11 protein-coding genes are annotated in these 19890 nt (G+C 37.2%); 2 read left to right on the forward strand and 9 right to left on the reverse strand.

Translation table 11 applies throughout. The annotated features are described in order from the left end of the window. Positions 1-12: 12 nt before the first annotated feature. The 7 genes from AC1DDK_RS02120 to AC1DDK_RS02150 all read right to left on the reverse strand — a co-directional run bounded on the left by AC1DDK_RS02120 (position 13) and on the right by AC1DDK_RS02150 (position 14037). Positions 13-2373, reverse strand: a complete 2361-nt coding sequence (locus AC1DDK_RS02120; protein ID WP_337715341.1) for an ABC transporter permease — start codon at positions 2371-2373, stop codon at positions 13-15. Between the two features lie 16 nt (positions 2374-2389). Next, positions 2390-4753, reverse strand: a complete 2364-nt coding sequence (locus AC1DDK_RS02125; RefSeq protein WP_477633792.1) for an ABC transporter permease — start codon at positions 4751-4753, stop codon at positions 2390-2392. Between the two features lie 17 nt (positions 4754-4770). After that, on the reverse strand, positions 4771-7143 hold the full coding sequence (locus AC1DDK_RS02130; protein WP_337715345.1) for an ABC transporter permease: 2373 nt from the start codon (positions 7141-7143) through the stop codon (positions 4771-4773). Positions 7144-7159: 16 nt separating this feature from the next. Beyond that, positions 7160-9538 carry an ABC transporter permease gene (locus tag AC1DDK_RS02135; RefSeq protein ID WP_477633793.1) on the reverse strand — a complete coding sequence of 793 codons (2379 nt, stop codon included), beginning with the start codon at positions 9536-9538 and terminating at the stop codon, positions 7160-7162. 5 nt (positions 9539-9543) lie between these two features. Further along, complete coding sequence (locus AC1DDK_RS02140) at positions 9544-11937, reverse strand: ABC transporter permease (RefSeq protein ID WP_337715347.1); 2394 nt, start codon at positions 11935-11937, stop codon at positions 9544-9546. 22 nt (positions 11938-11959) lie between these two features. Continuing rightward, entirely contained in the window at positions 11960-12658 is a 699-nt protein-coding gene (locus tag AC1DDK_RS02145) for an ABC transporter ATP-binding protein (RefSeq protein ID WP_068890251.1), read from the reverse strand. A gap of 134 nt (positions 12659-12792) precedes the next feature. Continuing rightward, the gene (locus AC1DDK_RS02150; protein ID WP_477611747.1) at positions 12793-14037 is read right to left on the reverse strand and encodes an efflux RND transporter periplasmic adaptor subunit; all 1245 of its coding nucleotides are present in this window, start codon (positions 14035-14037) and stop codon (positions 12793-12795) included. A 182-nt stretch (positions 14038-14219) separates the two neighbouring features. Between AC1DDK_RS02150 and AC1DDK_RS02155 the strand changes: the two genes are divergently transcribed. Then, positions 14220-15590, forward strand: coding sequence for a sigma-54-dependent transcriptional regulator (locus AC1DDK_RS02155; protein ID WP_337715349.1), 1371 nt, complete (start codon positions 14220-14222; stop codon positions 15588-15590). Then, complete coding sequence (locus AC1DDK_RS02160) at positions 15590-16951, forward strand: sensor histidine kinase (RefSeq protein ID WP_172660632.1); 1362 nt, start codon at positions 15590-15592, stop codon at positions 16949-16951. The genes AC1DDK_RS02155 and AC1DDK_RS02160 overlap by 1 nt, the downstream gene beginning before the upstream one ends. Here AC1DDK_RS02160 and AC1DDK_RS02165 read toward each other — a convergent pair whose 3' ends face one another. Both AC1DDK_RS02165 and AC1DDK_RS02170 read right to left on the reverse strand, forming a co-directional pair. Further along, positions 16952-18217: a glucose-1-phosphate adenylyltransferase gene (locus AC1DDK_RS02165; RefSeq protein WP_172660633.1), complete on the reverse strand. Its 1266-nt coding sequence runs from the start codon at positions 18215-18217 to the stop codon at positions 16952-16954. 12 nt (positions 18218-18229) lie between these two features. Next, positions 18230-19636, reverse strand: coding sequence for a glycogen synthase (locus tag AC1DDK_RS02170; RefSeq protein WP_172660634.1), 1407 nt, complete (start codon positions 19634-19636; stop codon positions 18230-18232). Positions 19637-19890 lie beyond the last annotated feature (254 nt).

The following is a 19890-nucleotide window of genomic DNA, read 5'->3' on the forward strand; positions in this document are numbered from 1 at the left end:
AGCAGTTAAAAGTTATTCGTATTTCAAAGCATCAATAGGATTGGATTTAGCCACCTTAACGGATTGTACACTTACAGTTAGAATAGCTATAATAAGCGATAGCACCGCTGCTATTGCAAAAGGTAAAGCCGAAATACTCACTCTAAATTCATAAGCAGACAACCACTTGTTAATGACAATATAAGCAAGTGGAAAAGCAATGAGGTTAGCAATACTTACCAGTTTAACAAAGTCTTTATTTAGCAACGTTAAAATATTTGCAGTACTTGCACCCAGAACTTTACGGATGCTGATTTCTTTTTTGCGTTGTTCGGCAATGAATAATGCTAAACCTAATAAACCCAAACAAGAGATAAATATGGCAAAACCGCCAAACCAATTGGACAAAGTACCAAGGAGTTTTTCATTTTGAAACTTATATTCATAAGTATCAGCTACAAACCTCCTGTCTATAGGAAAATCAGGATTTAAAGCTTTAACAATTTCATCAATCCTATCAACAGAGGCACTTAAATTTTGTGAAGGATTTAATCTGATGATAATGTTACTAAACTCTTCAGCTCTATTGTAAATGATCATTGGCTTAGATGTTTGATAAGGCGATTCGGTCACAACATTTTTCATCACCCCAATAATGGTAACTTTAGCTCCCTCAAAATCGATCTTTGCCCCTATTGGTTGTTTTAATCCCATTACTTTTATTGCTGCCTCATTAACGATCACATTTAGTGAATCTGCCTTTCTTAAGAATTCCCTGCCGCTGACCATCTGTGCTCCAAGCGTTTTAGTAAAATCATAACCAGCACTGCGATAATTGAACAGCACCTTATCATTTACATTTTTGCCAGGCCACCCAACACTGAATGTATTATTTCCCTCATCACCTAATGGCGTGCTGAAATAGGTTATGCTTGTGGTCGCACCAGATTTTACCAACTGATCTTTCAGAAGATCCAGTTTCTCGCTGTTAACGAAATTGCCCTGTGCGGGCATCTCTATTAATCCACCATTATTATAACCAATTGGTTTATTTTTAATGTAGTTTAACTGCTGATAGATCACTGCAGTACATATGATTAAACAGGTTGCAAAGCTGAACTGAAAAACGACCAATATTTTACGAACAGAAAGTGAAGAGCTTCCAATATTACTAGCTCCTTTTAACACCTTAACCGGCTCAAAAGAGGACAGATAAAAGGCCGGATAGCTTCCGGCAATAAAACCTGTTGTTAAAGTTAAGCTGAGTAACGCTACCCAAAACTTCCAGTCGTGATAATTTATAGCTAGTTGAATATTTAAAAGTCCATTAAAATAGGGCAAACTGACCTCTATTAAAACAAAGGAGATAACCATACCCATTATTGCAAGCAACATAGACTCCGTCATAAACTGGCCAATGAGCGATTTCCTGGACGAACCTATTGCTTTGCGTACGCCAACTTCTTTCCCTCTTTTCTCTGATCTGGCGGTAGAAAGATTCATAAAATTGACGCATGCAATTAAAAGAATGCAGAATGCAAGAATAAAAAAGATTTTGATCTGATCAATTTTGCCACCTACCGATTTTCCATTGTCAAAATCACTATATAAATGCCATTTTGCTAATGGATGAAGCAGTGCCTCACCCATAGCGTCCTTTGAATTCCGGGAATAAATCCCCTTCATTAGCCCATTCGCTTTTTCGAAAAAACTGTTGTCTTGTAATTGTACCAGTGTTAAACAGAAATTGCCACCCCAACCTGCATTTTTCACCCATGGGTTTTGATCGGCATACAGCGCCCATGGCATTAAAAAATCGAATCTGATGCTATTATTTGCTGGAATATCTTCAATAACTGCTTCTACTTTTAGTATGTATTTGTTGTTAAATTTTACGCTTCTATTAATTGGATCTTCGTCGCCAAATAGATTCTTTGCCATAGTTTCTGTAAGGACCACCGAATTGACCTCTCTTAACACCTTATCAGGATTCCCCTTTATAAATTTATAATCTAATATTTTTAGGAAAGAAGGCTCACTGTAAACTGCACTTTTTTTGAACTTCTTTTCCCCATTACTAATTAATTGATCATTAGGATATGTAGAATGCGAAGCATAAGCAACTCCAGGTATTTTTTCTTTCACCTCATTGGCCATAAGACCTGGTGTCCACGCCCAGCTAAATACCTGCGTATTTGCTTTGGAATTATTATATACCACATAGGTTTTATCATAGTTCTTAAACTGCTTGTCGTAACTCCACTCGTAAGCAATGTAAATCAGCAATACCATACAACTTGCCAAACCAATTGCCAGGCCACCCACATTAATCAATGTGTAAACTTTGTTTTTCCAAAGGTTTCTTAATGCGATTTTGAGATTGAGTTTAAACATTTTGATCGAGTTTAGGTTATTCGTACTTCAAGGCATCAATTGGGTTTGCTTTTGCCACTTTTACCGACTGTGCACTTACAGTTAGAACGGCTATAATAAGTGATAGAATTGCTGCTATTGCAAAAGGTAAAGGGKAAATAGACACTTTAAATTCATATCCAGACAGCCACTTATTAATAATGATATAGGCTAGCGGAAACGCAATTACATTGGCTATGGCCACCAACTTTATAAAATCTTTATTTAAGAGTGTAAGAATATTAAGATTACTGGCACCTAAAACTTTACGGATGCTGATTTCTTTTTTACGCTGTTCTGCCATATAAAGAGCCAACCCTAATAAGCCCAGGCAAGAAATAAACACGGCAAAACCACCAAACCAATTAGATAAAGTGCCTAKTAATTTCTCATTGGCAAACTTACCTTCAAAAGAATCATCTACAAATGTTCTGTCTACAGGGTATTCAGGGTTAAGTTTCTTTACGGTATTATCTATAGTGGCCACCGAGGTACTAACATTTTGATCCGGATTTAAACGCACTATAATATATCTTGCCGGATTATCATTCATGGCAATCAAAACAGGGTTTGCCTTTTGATATGGAGATTCCATCACATAATCCTTAAGCACTCCAATAATAGTTATGTCAGTATTTCCCCATTTTATCTTACTGCCAACAGGCTTAGTCATCCCCATAATTTTAGCAAGAGCCTCATTAATCAAAACATTTGTTGAGTCGGCAAACTGAGGGCTAAAATCTCGGCCATCAACCAGCTCCATACCTGTTGTTTTAACCAGGTCATAGTTTGTAAACCTAAAATTTATCAGGATCTTATCATTTAGATTTTTACCTGGCCACCTTACATCATATCCATTATTGCCACCAGCTGTTAGCCTTTGCGAGAAACTAGTTACTGATGTTACGGCACCCGATTTCAGCAATTGGTCTTTAAGTATTTCTCTTTTAGCCGGAGTTTTCAAATTCCCCTGTATAGGAATTTCTATCAGGTTATTTTTATTGTATCCAATTGGCTTATTTTTAATGTAATTCAATTGTTGATAGATAACGATGGTGCAAACAATTAAACAGGCTGCAAATACAAACTGGAAAACCACCAATCCCTTGCGAACAGACAATGAAGAACTTCCTGATAAGGTAAATCCCTTAAGCACTTTAATTGGGKCAAAAGATGAAAGATAAAATGCTGGATAACTGCCCGACAGCAAACCGGTTAAAACTGTTAAACTGAATAGCGTACCCCAAAATTGCCAATTGCTGTAATCAATTGACAATTGAATACCTATTATGCTGTTAAAATAAGGCAAACTAATCTCTATCAATACAAAGGCTATAAGCATACTCATTAAGGCCATAAGCATTGATTCCATCATAAATTGCCCTACCAGGGCCTTCCTGCTCGAACCAATGGCTTTACGTACCCCAACCTCTTTAGCTCTTTTCTCAGAGCGGGCAGTAGATAGATTCATAAAGTTTACACAGGCAATTAGGAGGATGCAAAAGGCAAGTAAAAAGAAGATTTTCAGCTGGTCAATTTTACCACCAACAGGCAAGCCATTTTCAAATGTGCTATACAAATGCCATTTAGATAGTGGGTATAAAAAAAGCTCACCATTGCTGGTTTTATCATGAGATTTGATCATTCCATGAAACTGTTTATTGGCATTTTCGAAGAAAGAATTGTCTTTAAACTGAACAAACGTTAAACAAAAATTAGTACCCCAGGATGCATCTTTTGTCCACTGATTTAGTTTTTCGTACAATGCCCATGGCATCAGAAATTCATATTGAATGCTGCTGTTCTTTGGCACATCAGCAACAACCCCTTCTACTTTTAACTCTTCACTATTATCAAGCTTCAGAGTCTTATTCAAAGGATCCTCATCTCCAAAAAGACTTTTTGCAAGTGTTTCTGTAAGCACTATGGAATTAGGATTCTTCAAAAATTCTGAAGGGTTTCCTTTAAGCACCTTCAGATCGAATATCTTGGTGAAGTCTGCATCTACAAAGACACTTCCTTTTTTAAAGCTGTTTTGTTTATAAGTGATTAACCTATCAGTTGGATAATCTAACCTTGCAATCTTTTCTATCCCAGGAACCGTTTGTTTTGCCTCGACAGCTAATACTCCGGGAGTAGCCGCAAAACTGAAAGTTTCTGTAGGCGTTTTCTGATTGTTATAAACAACATAGGTTTTGTCGAAATCAGTGAATTGCTTATCATAGCTCCATTCATAGGCAACATACAGCAATAAGATCATACAACTGGCCAACCCAATACCCAGGCCACCAATATTTATAAGTGTAAACCCCTTATTTTTCCAAAGGTTGCGTAATGCAATTTTTAAATTCAGTTTAAACATTATGATTGAGTTTAAGGTTATTCGTATTTTAATGCATCAACAGGATTAGCTTTTGCAGCTTTATAAGCCTGAAAACTTACTGTTAAAAAGGCGACTGCACTTGTACCAAATATTGCGGCTACTATAATCCACCAGGAAATTACAGTGCGGAACTCAAAATGCCCTAGCCATTTATTCATCAAATAATAGGCAACGGGTACGCCAATTATAATTGCTACCAAAATCATTTTCATAAACGATACAGATAGCAGCTGCATGATACTGGCTACCGAGGCACCCAGAACTTTACGTACACCAAACTCTTTAGTACGCTGCTCTGCGCTGTAAGCAGCCAAACCAAATAACCCTAAGCAGGATATAAATATGGCCAATCCACCAAACAAGTTTGATAAAATACCGAGAACCTTCTCTCCCTGTAGCTTTTTGGCATACAGATCGTTAACAAACTTCAAATCAACCGGATAAGCTGGATTTATTTGTTTGGTTATCTGCGTTATCAACTCAACATTTTTGGTTAAACTATTATCTGGGTTAAGACGCATGGTGATCTGACCACCCCATCCCTGACTAAAAGCAACTACCATTGGTCGGTCGGTATAATATGGAGAGCCCCAAATGAAATCCTTGAATACCCCAACTACAGTAAAATCATTACCATGATATTTTACTGGTGTACCAATTGGATTTTTAAGTCCCATCAGTTTCACTGCAGTGCTGCTCAACATTAGCGCTGCAGTATCTGAAGCAAATGATTTAGAAAAATCACGTCCCGAAACCAGTTGTATTCCATTTGTTTTGGTAAAGTCATAGGTAGTAGCAATTTGATTAAAAATTACATCCTTATCTGCCTTGGTCATTCCAGGCCATTCAAAATTCCAAAAACTAGAACCACTGTTAGATAAACTTCCCGATGACTGGCATAAAGCTGTAACTGCACCTGATTTTAATAGCTCTGTTTTAAAAAGATCAAACTTCCCTCCAAGCTCACCTTCCTGGGGCATCTCGGCCAAAAGGTTAAGGTCATAACCTACCGGTCTGTCTTTGATAAATTGGACCTGTTTATAAATAACCAGGGTAGCAATAATGAGTATAATAGCAAAACTAAACTGACCAATAACCAGTACCTGCCTCAAACTAACAGGGATAATTTTTGTTCTTGCAATTTTTCTTTTTAGGGTTTGTATAGGATTAAAGGATGAAAGATATAATGCAGGATAACTCCCAGACAACAATCCTGTTAATAGAATTATAGTTGTAATACCAACCCAATAGCCGGCACTGTAATAATCAATACTAAGTTTTATATTAAGCAGGTTATTAAATGTTGGGAGTAAGATTTCGACCAATACAATGGCCACCAATACACTAATAACAGTTAGTAAAATCGATTCTGTTAGGAATTGAGAAATTAAGGAAGCCCTGCTTGCTCCTATTGTTTTTTTAATGCCAACTTCTTTTGCCCTTCTTTCAGATTTGGCTGTTGCCATATTCATAAAATTAATACAGGCAATAAACAGAATGCCTAATGCTAAGGCAACAAATAAATAGATGCGTTCAATATCCCCACCCACACTTTTCCCATTCTCAAATTTGCCGAACAAATGTCTATCGGATAACTTAAATATAAAGGATTCATCTGTTGAATAACTACTGTTCTTTTTTATAATTCCTTTCATCTTTGAATTTATCAAAGGAATGTTTGCCTGCTCATTTACCCGAACTACGGTTTGCCAGTTGTAATTGCCCCAATCGGGCCTTTTTACCCAATCAGATAGTGCTTCAAATAAAGACCATGGCATCAGAAAATCGAATGTATTTGTGCTATTGCCAGGCAAGTCCTTAATAATACCTGTAACTGTTAAATCTGCCTCGTTGTTATAACGTACTGATTTGTTAAGTGCATCACCATCTTTAAATAACAACTTTGCCATTCCTTCGGTTAAAACCACCGATTTAGGTGTATTTAAAGCAGTAAGCGGATTGCCTGCTATAAACTCATAATTAAATATTTTAAGAATATCCGGATCAGCATATTTAGATTCTTTTTTAAAACTATTTTCACCATTAGCTATTAACTGTTGACCATTATTACTGATACGACTAATCGCCTCAACATCTGGAATTTCTTGTTTTATAACCTGGGCTATTGCATTGCTTGTTAGATCAACAGTTCCCTTAATGTTACCTTTAGCATCTACAAAATTGGTCATTACCTGATAAACATTTTCCGAGCGCTTAAATTGCTTATCAAAACTCCATTCATAGGATACATATAGCAGCAACAAAAGGCATGATGCAAGTCCTATTGCTAAACCAATAACATTAATTATTGATGAAGTTTTATGGTTCCACAGGTTTCTTAAAGCTATTTTTAAATTGAGTCTGAACATTGTATGTTATTTTAGGTTATTCATATTTTAATGCATCGGCAGGATTTGTTTTCACCGCCTTTCGGGCCTGAATACTCACCGTAAGCACGGTAAGAACCGTGGAAAATAATGCTGCAATAACGAAAGGAAAAAGAGGGATGTCTATTCTATAAGCAAAGGTTTCTAACCATTTCTTTGCCAATACATAAGCAAGGGGCCAGGCAATAAGATTAGCAATCAATACTATTCCAATGAAAAAGGTATTTAGCATTTTAAACATCTGAAAATCTGTAGCTCCAAGTATTTTCCTGATAGATATTTCTTTAATTCTATTGTTGGTTGTAAATGCAGAAAATGCAAAGAGCCCCAATACTGCAATAAATATGGTTAGCATTGCTGCAAAGAAAAATACCGACTGAAGCTGTTCCTGTTTTTTAAACAGCTTACCATACAACTCATCCAAAAATTCATACCTGAAATCTTCGCCATCAAGTGTATTAATATCAGACCATTGCGACTTAAGTGCTGCAAGCGCTGAAGTCATACTACTTTGGTCAATATTTACCATTATCTTTATTTTCTTTTCATTGCATGGATTCTTTATCGCATATATTGTTGGTGCTACAGTCGCTTCAAAACCCTGAGCTTTAAAGTCCTTTACCACACCAACTATTTTATAATCCATATTGCAACCTCTAATTACCTTACCTACAGGATTAGTTACTCCGTAACGTGCCACTGCAGTCTCATTCAAAATTGCCGAAACGGCTGTATCAGCAATAAAATCTCTGGAAAAAAAGCGCCCGCTTTTTAACTTAATACCCAGCGTTTCAAAGTAATCAAAGTTCACATCCAGAAAGTCCATTGATAATTCCTTACTTTCTAATTTGTAATTATTAGTGCCGGGCTTAGATCCATCTGGTATGTCTGAAGCTACAGTTACGTTGTTCACTCCAGGTATTTTCATTATTTTGTTTCTTGCACTTTCAAAATCTTTAGGCTTATTGTAAAACTGGATATTTTTAATAAAAACCACTTGTGATGGTTTAAACCCTTTATCCTCAGCCTGCATATATTTTAGCTGATTGTTTACAATCAGTAAACCTGCAATAAAGATGATAGCGATTACAAACTGACCTGCCAAAAGAGAATTCCGCAACCAAAGTGTTTTGTAACTGGTTTGCATATTGCCCTTTAAAACTGATGCTGGTTTATAACCGGAAAGTACCAGTGCCGGATAAATACCGGAGATAACTGTAACTCCTAATAGGATTAATATAAGTTGACCAAAAAGAGCCGTATTTCCATGCCATATAGACAATGGGATACCAAATAAATTATTAAACAAAGGAAGCATCATTTCGGCCAGAATAAGCCCTAATATTAAGGCTAGCAAACATTGCATAAATATCTCTGCAAGGAACTGGAACGTCAGGTTAAAGCGATAAGCCCCCAGTACCTTTTTCACCCMAACTTCCTTTGCCCGTTTGGTAGCCTGAGCAATGGTAAGATTTGTAAAGTTGATACAGGCAATAATGATAATCAGGGTACCTAAGCCAAACAATGCAACTACAATCTTATAATTAGTATCGTTGCCTGCCATTGGCCTTAAGTGCAGGTTCTTTAATGGATCCAGAAAAATAACAGAACGTCCTGCAATTCTTCGGTCATTTGCAGTCATACCGCCTTTAATAAGCTCCGTCTTGTACAGCTGATCTATTTTTTGCTGGAGTGCCTCGATATTTGCTCCATCTTTAACCTGTATAAAGGTTCTAAAATTATTTGTACCGTAATCCTTATTATCTAAACCTATATCCTTTGAGAGCGATACAATATCAAACTTTATATTAGAATGCTCATCTGTCCTTTCAATTGTGCCAAATAATTTAACGGGCTGTGCATCTTTTTTTGGCCCGAGGCCAACCATTGTGGGAAATACTACTTTCTTGTCTGAAAACAGCTCTTTAATAAATAATTTAGGGACATACATCTGAAATCCCGGGTCTTTTTCATCAACTGACTTTGCATCCGGCCAAATATTAAGCATTCTAGCAACTTTAAAATCCATCAACAAAGCTTTGTTTGAATAAACCCTGCCTTTTTCTGTATTGATTGGAAATTCAAACCAAGTAGGAGTCATTTTACCCGCTACCTCTACTTCCGGAAAATTATCCTTAATTAATTTGGCCAGCGGTGCAGGTGTATATTCCGTTTTAAAATCCGGCAAGCTTCTCCCTACCTGATAAATTCTGTCGTAATTCGGCACATCTTTATCATAGCTGGTTTCGTAAGTAACATACAGGATTACTAATATAAAAGCCGCCAAAGCAATGGCAAGTCCACCAATATTAATTGCTGTATAAGCCTTGTTTTTCCAAAGGTTGCGTAGGGCTATTTTGAGGTTCAGTTTAAACATGCTGATTATTCGTATTTAAGTGCGTCAATAGTATTTGCAACTGCAGCCTTATATGATCTTAAACTCACAGTAATTAGGGTAGTGAGCATCGAGATACCCATAGCCAATACAAAAGGCCATATCGTTAAATCCATACGGTAGGCAAAACCAGACAGCCATTTATTGACAAATAAATAAGCCAGTGGCCAGGCAATTAGATTTGCAATGAAAACCATAATCAAAAAAGAGCCGTTCAACATTTTCACTAATTCTATGGTTGAAGCACCTAATACTTTTCTGATTGCTACTTCGCGAGTTCTTTGCGTAGCTACGAAGGAAATTAAGCCAAACAAACCGATAAATGAAATGAAAATAATTACGCCGGCAAAAACTTTAAACAATGCACCGGTTATTTGTTCGCTCTCATAATAACCGTTTATTCTGTCGTTAACAAAATTTGCCTGATAAATACCGTTTGGAAAAGTGCTGTTCCAAATTCTTTCTACCTGTTTCATTGCAGGCATAATTTGTTTAGCATCTATTTTAATAGCGACATTCCAGTATTCTTGTTTCCCAGGAAAAATTGCAATTCCTGAAATACTTTCTTTTAATGATTTATCATTATAATCTTTAACTACGCCGGTAATTGGTAGGATGTTGCCACTTGCATCTATAACTTTCCCTATCACATCCTGAGGATTTGTGACATTAATTTTTTTCAGAAACGTTTCATTCACCACACATCCATTAGCCGTATCGCTTTTCAGAAAAATCTTACCTGCAATTAACTTAAGGTCAAAAAGCTCGAAATAATTTTCATCTGCTCTTACAGTTCTTAATTCAAAATCTTTATTTTTTATTCCGTTATAAGTGAAATCGGTCGAATTTACATCGTTTGATAATGGGGCTGACTGGCAAAAACTAAGGGACTCAATCCCAGGAACCTGCAATATCTGTTCTTTAAACGTATTATATTTAGTCTTGCTTGTGCTATCGGTCAAAATGCCAACCATTGCAACTGCGTTCGGGTCAAAGCCTAAAGATTTCTTTTGCACATATTCCATTTGCCTGATGATTACCAATGTTCCGATAATCAAAACCACAGTTATTGAAAATTGAACCACAACCAAAAATTTACGAAGGCTTAAACTGCCACCATTTAAAGAAATTTTATTTTTTATGGCCAACACAGGGTTTAATCTGGAAATGATAAGTGCAGGATAAAAGCCAGCAAGAAAACCTACAAAAACAACCAAAAGCACCATGAATACTAAAATGCTCATGTGGCTGAAGAGACTAAATTCAATTTGTCCTTTAAAAAGATTTTGCATTGGCGGTATTGCCAGTTCGGCAATAACACAGGCAATTAACAGTGCGATTAAGCTTTGAGCAAAAGTTTCGGTTAAAAACTGTGCGATAAGTTGTTTCCGCTTGCTACCCATAACCTTGCGAACACCAATTTCTTTTGAGCGATTTACAGATTGAGCAGTGCTTAAATTTATAAAATTGATGCATGCTGTTAGAATAAGGAACAGGCCTATTATTGCTAACCCATAGATTTCGCTTTTACCAATTGTCGATTCAAGGAAATTATCGTACTGTGTACTAAAGTGAATATCTCTTAATGCCTGAAGTTGATTGTTTTGATTACCAGCAATTTTCTGAATCGGATAATACTTTTTATTAAACTTATCTAAAGGCACCTGCATATCAGCAAGGGCCACTCCGGCTTTTAAAAGAACATAGCTTGATGAGCTCGAATTAACAGAATCCCAGTTCGTGATATTCCGGCCATAGTATGTCTGATAACTGATAACGATCCCAAGCGGAAAACTGCTATTTTGAGGCATGTCCTGTATTACGCCTGTTACCTCAAGGTTTGTTTTGGCACCTAATGTAATGGTTTTGCCAATAGCATGTTCTGCTGTCCCGAAAAACTTAATTGCAAATGCTTCGGATAAAACGACGGTATTAGGCTTAGATAGTGCTTGCTGAGGATTGCCATATTGCCATCTGATATCATTAAAAACTTCAAAAAAATCAGGGTCGGCATAATATACCGCTTCCTGTGTTTTAATGATCTCTCTTCCTGTCTGGTCTTTCACATGCAAAATACCACCACGTTTTACTATCGAGCCAACCTTTTCAAATCCTGCAATTTCATTTCGTGCCGCGGCTGCAAAAGGAACAGGAACTCCTGCAGAGTAATCATCAAAGGCATTGTACTTCCAATTGGTTACTACTCTGAAAATCCTTTCTTCATTTTTATATCCCTCATCAAAACTCAGCTGAAAACGGATGAACATAAAAATAAGGATACAGCTGGCCATTCCAATTGAAAGACCAAGCACGTTTATAAAGGTATATCCCTTGTTTTTCCAGAGGTTCCGCAATGCTATTTTAAGATTCAGTTTAAACATAGTAACCTAGTTATTAAGGGAATTAGATCAATTCCTCTGTACGCCCCTTATTAATTTTTTCAGAAATAACATGTCCATCCTTTAGGTTGATGATCCTGTTAGAGAAACTGGCATCATGTGAAGAGTGCGTTACCATTACAATGGTAGTTCCTGTTTCGTTCAGCTCACACAATAACTCCATTACTTCATTACCATGTGAACTGTCCAAATTACCGGTAGGCTCATCGGCCAGTACCAGTTTAGGTTTGGTTACCAAAGCTCTGGCAACAGCAACACGCTGTTGCTGTCCTCCAGAGAGTTGTTGTGGGAAGTGTCCGCTTCGGTTTACAATATTCATCCGTTCTATAATCTCATTTACAAGGCGCTTGCGTTCGCCCGCGGCAACTTTGTTATAGATCAGCGGCAGTTCAATGTTTTCAAAAACTGTCAGTTCATCAATCAGGTTAAAGTTCTGGAATACGAATCCCATATTACGTTTTCTAAAGTTAGAACGCTCTCTATCGTTCAGTTTCAGAAGCTCAGTATCAATAAATTTATAACTACCACTTTCAGGTTTATCCAGCAAACCCATTACATTTAATAAGGTAGACTTGCCGCAACCGGAAGGCCCCATTATAGAAACAAACTCTCCTTCTTTTACATGAAGATTAATACCATTTAAGGCAGTTGTTTCTATTTCTTCAGTTTTGTAAACTTTTTCCAGATTCTCAATTTTTATCATGGTTATATTTTTATGGTGTTAATCTATTTTATATATGCTATTTTTTTATTTTAGTAATAGGAAAGTTTCTCTGCTCCTCGCACAGATACAGAGAAGGCCTTTCCTATCTAACTAAACTAAAACTAAACTAATTTCTATTTACTAACTTCAATTATATCATACTGATTGAACTGATCATAAGATGAAGTAATTACTTCCTCATTCTTTTGTAAACCTTCCAGTACTTCATAATACAGATGGTTTTTACGTCCAATCTTTATATTTCTTTTTGTTGCTTTCCCGTCTTTAAGTACAAACGCCCATGACCCGCCAGTGCTTTGAAAAAACTGTCCCTGTGCCAGAAGTAACGATTTACTGTTATCAGACAAGGTTAGTTTTACCTGCAACGATAAACCTCTTCTTAAGCCATCCGGCGATGCACCATCAAATGTCAATTCTATTTGGAACTGACCGGCAGTTACCTCAGGGATTACCTTTTTAACCGTTAAACGATAGGTTTTACCGTTAAATTCACAGTTTGCCGACTGGCCTTCTTTTACCCTGTTAATGTAATATTCATCAACACCAGCCTGTAATTTATAACCTTGTAACACATCAATTTTACCAAGCATTTCATTAGCATTATATGATTTACCTGTTACCGGATCATATGATGATAAGCGGCCTGCAACGGGAGCTTTAATGGTCATATTTTCAATATTCTGTCTAATGGTTTCTAAACTTTTGTTCATTCTGCTTATAGAGAAATCTATTTGTTGCAATTGCATCGTACGACTCTGGTTTTCTTGCTTTACAGCTTCTCTCAGGATTTTTTTACGACCTTGATAATATTCATAGTCCTGACTTGATATGTTAAACTCCTGCAAAGTGATTACCTTTTTTGAATACAATACACTGTCTATTTTATATTTACGTGTTGCCGTTCTTAAACTATTCTCAATATCCATCATATCCTGGCTCATCACCCTTTGGTTTTGTTCAAGATCTAACCTAAGCTTACGCAGCTGATTGATCTGTTCGATTATACTGGTCTCACTAGAGGTATAACTAGATAAAGCATTGGGATTTGTAATTCTTAAAAGAGGTGTTCCTTTTACTACACTGGCTCCATTTTCAGTAAAGATCTCTGCAACAGTACCACCTTCAGGAGAACTGACAATTACAGAAGTTAACGGAACAACACTGGTATTTAATAAAACTACATCTTCAAAATCTCCATAAAGTACTTTATTGATGGTGATTTTATCCGGATCGGCATTGTAAACTTTGTTTAATGACAAACTGTACCCATATGCAACAAGACCCACAAAGATCACTCCTCCTACCAGCATAAGGATGGTTTTCTTATTGAATCTTTTTTTCTCTATTTTCTTATCCATTTTATTTTCTACGCTTAACACTTACCGCTAAGCCAAGTATATGCCAACTGCTCAAATAACTTTTAGACATCTGTAAATCAACTGATTAAATATAACACAAAACAAAACATGTTCAAAATCGGACACTCGATGTACATCATCGAACACTTTTAGTATTTTTGGTTAACAAATTTTTTATTACAATGATAGATGCAACCGTTTTAGTCATTGATGATGATGATGATATCCTTTTAAGTGCAAGATTATTTTTAAAGCAGCATTTTAGTCAGGTAATCACTTGTAAATCACCAAAAGAGATTAATGTATTACTAAGCCGTAATGAAGTAGATATCATTCTGCTTGATATGAATTACCAAAAGGGAGCAAGTGATGGACGAGAAGGGATTTACTGGCTGGAACATATTCTTTCCATAGATAAAGACTATGTAGTAATATTAATGACAGCTTATGGCAATGTTGAACTTGCAGTGCAGGCAATTAAAAAAGGCGCTACAGACTTCATATTAAAGCCATGGGAGAATGAAAAACTATTTGCCACACTGTCTGCCGCTTCACGATTAAGGCAGTCTAACAAAAAAGTAAAAAAGCTCGAAAGAATTCATTCTTCTTTGCAAAAGGACATCAACAGGCAGTTTGAAAACATTGTAGGAAACTCAGAACCTATAAAGCATTTACAAAACACGCTTATAAAAGTAGCACCAACCGATGCCAATGTATTGATTCTGGGAGAGAATGGTACCGGCAAGCAAGTGTTTGCTTATGAATTACACAAACTCTCGCACAGAAAGAACCAGATATTTATGCATGTAGATCTTGGTTCTTTGAATGAAAACCTGTTCGAAAGTGAATTATTTGGCTATGCTAAAGGTGCCTTTACTGATGCAAAAGACGATAAGCCGGGAAGATTTGAAATGGCCGAAGGTGGAACAATATTTCTGGATGAGATTGGCAACCTATCCATGCCGTTACAGGCAAAGCTCCTAAGTGTAATTCAGAACCGTACGGTTAACCGTTTGGGCGAAAGCAAAGAGCGTAAGATCAATGTACGCCTGATCACAGCAACCAATATGCCGCTTAATGAAATGGTCTCCAAAGGTACATTCCGTCAGGATTTACTTTTCAGAATAAATACAGTTGAGCTGCTTTTACCAGGATTAGCACAACGTGGAGATGATATCCTACTTCTAGCAGGCCATTTCTTAAATACTTTTAGTACCAAATACCATAAAAGCATTCTGGATTTCGAACCTAAGGCCGAAGCTATGTTATTAACTTACCACTGGCCGGGGAATGTTCGTGAGTTGCAGCATGTAGTTGAGCGAGCTGTAATCATGTCAGATAGCCTTAAGATCGGGGTAAACGACCTGCAACTCAGTCCACAGAAATTTGGCAGTAGCACACCCATCCAATCTGATATGGGCTTGGAGGAAATGGAAAAACTAATGGTGCAAAAGGCAATAGATAAGCACAAAGGAAACATATCAAGAGCCGCAGCAGATCTTGGATTAACACGTGCAGCACTTTACAGGCGTATAGAAAAATTCGATTTATAATGTTTTACAACCGTTTTACCTTCCGTTTAATAAGTCGCCTGCTGGTCATCAATGCACTGGCTGTTCTGTTGTTTTTTCTCATCAAAAAAACGGAGCTATGGTTTACCATAATAGGTTTAAGCATCATATTGATTGGTACAATGCTAAGCCTCTACTATTACATTAACCAGATCAGGGACGACATCAATAGATTTATTCTGGCAGTAAAAACGCGCGACAATACTTTAAACTTCAAAAATAAAGCAACCAGAGGTAGTTTTCCGGAATTGTATGAATCATTTAACGATATTATACAGGTCCAAAAGGATATACAGCTTGAAAAGGATTCTATGTTTCAGCTTATAAAAACAATTCTGGAACAGGTTCCTGTAGGTGTGATTGTAATAAAAGACGAAAGAGAAGATACAAAACATGAAGAAATTGTATTCTTTAATCAGGCTGCTGCCCAATTATTAAATGTACCTGCATATAAATACTGGCATAGGCTAGGACAACATATTCCCCAATTTGCTACCGAGATAGAATCTATTGGCAAAGGAGGTAAACGGTTTATGGAGCTTAAAATACAAGATAAACTAATCCAGCTATCTACAGAAGTAATCCCACTAAACCTTTACAATACAGACTATACCATCATATCCTTCCAAAACATTAAGGACGAGATTGAGCAAAAAGAATCAGAAGCATGGAACAGGCTCATTGGGGTTATCTCACATGAAATATTGAATTCCATTACCCCTATCAGTTCCCTTTCTAACACGGTAGACGGTATGATTGCCGATAAGCAGAGTTTAAATTTTGAAGAACTTGAAGACTTAAAACCTGCAATAAAAACCATAAGAAGAAGATCGGAAGGTTTGCTGGACTTTGTAAAAGATTACCGTTTAATAGCCGAGCTACCAACACCAGACTTACATTACCATACCATTGGCGAGATTTTGCAGCATATTAAAGTGCTAATGCAGCCCTTTGCCAGCGGCCGAAACATCATACTAAAAGTAGAGCAAACATCCTCAAAAATCAGTATAAACATAGACTTAAAACTGGTAGAGCAAGCATTGATCAACCTGGTTACCAATAGCATATATGCACTTGAGGGCACAACAGAGCATCCTGTTATCGAGATTAACTACAGGTTAGATCAGAACAAGCTATATTTTGAGGTTAGTGATAATGGTAAGGGCATTGAACCTGAGCTATTAGAAAAGATCTTCGTACCATTCTTTACCACCAGAAAAAATGGTTCGGGTATTGGCTTAACCATTACCCGAAACATTATGAAAATGCACCAGGGAAGTTTGGAAGTAGCATCAGTTCCTTTCGAAAAAACTACTTTTTCTCTGGTGTTTAAATATCAATAATTAAATGACTGTACCATCTGGTATAATAGCACCCTTTTTCACTACTACAATACCATCCTTAACGGTATAAAGCGCATGATCGCCATCAGGTAAATGTGCACCCCCAATAATCGTCACATTGTCGCCTATTCTGCTGTTTTTGTCAATTATTGCGTTTACAATTTTACAGTTGTCGCCAATACCTATCAGTGGCTTAGTGCCTTTTTCCTTCTCTATTTCAATCAGGGTCTGGTACTTATCGCTACCCATTATGTAACAGCTTTCTATATGAGTACCCACTCCAATTCTTGAGCGGATACCAATAACAGCATGTTTTATACATTTAGCCTGTAAAATACAGCCTTCGGCAATAATGGTTTTATCTAAAGTTGTTCCTAATATCTTTGATGGTGGCAACATACGGGCACGCGTAAAAATACTATGGCTGCTATCAAATAAGTTGAATTTAGGAATATCATCAGTTAAGCCAAGATTAGCCTCAAAAAACGAAGATATATTACCTATATCAGTCCAGTAACCATCGTATTGATAGCTTAACACATCATATTCAGTAAGCATTCTTGGAATAATCTCTTTTCCGAAATCTTTCTCATCTTCATTCTCTGCAAAAATCTTGATTAAAAGATCCTTATTAAAGATATAGATACCCATAGAAGCCAGATAATCCCGACCCTCTGCATGCATCTCCGGGCCAGTATCTGAAATCCAGTCGCCCAGATTAGTTTTAGGTTTTTCAATAAATGAAGTGATGATATTCTGTTCATTTGCCTTAAGAATCCCGAAATCAGGAGCGTCTTTAGCATTTACAGGTATGGTTGCAAGTGTAACCTGTACCCCACTATCAATATGTGCCTGCACCATCTCTTTAAAGTCCATCTGATACAACTGATCTCCTGATAAGATCAGTACATATTCAAAGTCATGGTTCAACAAGTGATGCATCGTTTGTCTTACCGCATCGGCAGTTCCCTGAAACCAAGTCGGATTCTCGGGCGTTTGCTCGGCTGCCAGAATATCAACAAAAGCCAGACTAAAGTGGCTAAAGTGGTAAGTATTTTTAATGTGCTTATTTAAAGATGCAGAGTTGAACTGCGTTAAAACAAACATGCGGTGTATACCGGAATTTAGGCAATTGGAGATTGGAATATCAACCAATCTGTATTTCCCTGCAATAGGCACAGCAGGTTTTGAGCGAGTTTGTGTAAGAGGGGCTAACCTAGAGCCCTGGCCGCCGCCAAGAATTACACCCAATACTTTGTCAGTCATGTTCATTCATATTTAAATTTGGTAAAGATCAATATACTGTTGTGCCGCATTATCCCAGGAATGATCGAGCTGCATCATAAACTTACGAATTTCTTTCACTTTTTTCTTATCCAAATATAATTCATAGGCACGCCCCATTGCATGGTTCACATCCCATACGCTGGTTTGGTCGTGGCATATTCCAAAACCGGCATCACCAATATCAATTACCGTGTCTTTAAGCCCTCCAATACGCCTTACAATAGGTATTGTACCATATCTTAAAGCATACATCTGGTTTAAGCCACAAGGCTCTACCCTACTTGGCATAAGCAAAAAATCTGCTCCCGCATATATTTGATGAGAAAGTTGTTCATTATATCCTATATAAGCATTGTAATTTCCGGGAAAAACATCTTTTAAATGATTCAGTCTCCCCTCCACCTGCGGATCACCGGAGCCTAGCACCAGTACATTTATATCGCCATTTGCCTGATGCAAAGCGTTGTAAAATATATCCGGTAGCAGGTCTGCTCCTTTTTCTCCAACCAATCTACCAATAAAGGTGTACAAAGGTTTTTCGGGATTCAGGTTAAAAACACTGCAAAGTGCTGCTTTGTTTGCCTTTTTACCAGCCTCAACTGTTTTAATAGAAAATTGCTTTTCGAGCATGGCATCTGCCGAGGGATTCCAGACATCATTGTCAATCCCATTTAAGATCCCTACAGACTTCCCACGCTCCTGCGCCAGCAAATCCTCCAGTCCGTTTGCCCTAAAGCTTATTTCGTCAAGGTAACTTGGAGAAACGGTAGTTACCCTCCAGGCACACTTAATTGCTGATGCAAGTGGATTGATGGAGCCTCTCCAGTCAAGCTGGCCCGATTTCCATAAGTCGAATGGCGGAATATAGTGAAGTTTGTCCCAGCCGAACTGCCCCTGATATTGGGCGTTATGAATGGTTAATATGGTAGGTACGTTGCTAATATTTCTAAACTGCTGGCAGTATGCCATCATAAAAGGCACTAAACCGGTATGATGATCATGACAATGAACAACATCAGGACGATGCTCCCATTGTGAAATCCAATCTAAAACGGATATCTGGTAAGCTAAAAAGCGTTCTGTATCATCATCATAACCGTAAACCTTTTCCCGGTCCATAAGTCCTGAAATGTGCACCAGATAAAGATCAAACCCAAGCTTATTGGTTTTCTCTCTGAAAATTCTTACAGGAAAGTTATGGAAGCCCAGTTTACTCCAGCCATCATACACCACCTCAAACTCATTCTCTTGCATAAATTTGGTCTGATAGGCAGGCATAACAACCTTAGCCACATGTCCAAGTTTATTTTGATACTTAGGCAAAGCACCAACAACGTCCCCCAAACCACCTACTTTAGCAATAGGATAGCATTCGGCACTAAGGTGTATAATTTCCATAATTTGAGGTTTTATAAATCACTCTCAAATTAGCGATTACAATAGGGAAAGCAAATAATTAAAGGAAAAAAATTTAATAAAAATGAAGTTGGTTAGTTTTTTAAAAAATGGCATACTATTCAGCGTCTGGAATCAGTTACGCTGAAGAAGCTAAACAATTCCCAGGTCTCTTCATCGCATATCCATTTTTTTCTAAGCGCAAAAACTAGCCAACTTCATTTTTATTGAATTTATAGAGGGAGACGTAAAGGGAT

It is taken from the genome of Pedobacter sp. 05T44, assembly GCF_056395985.1.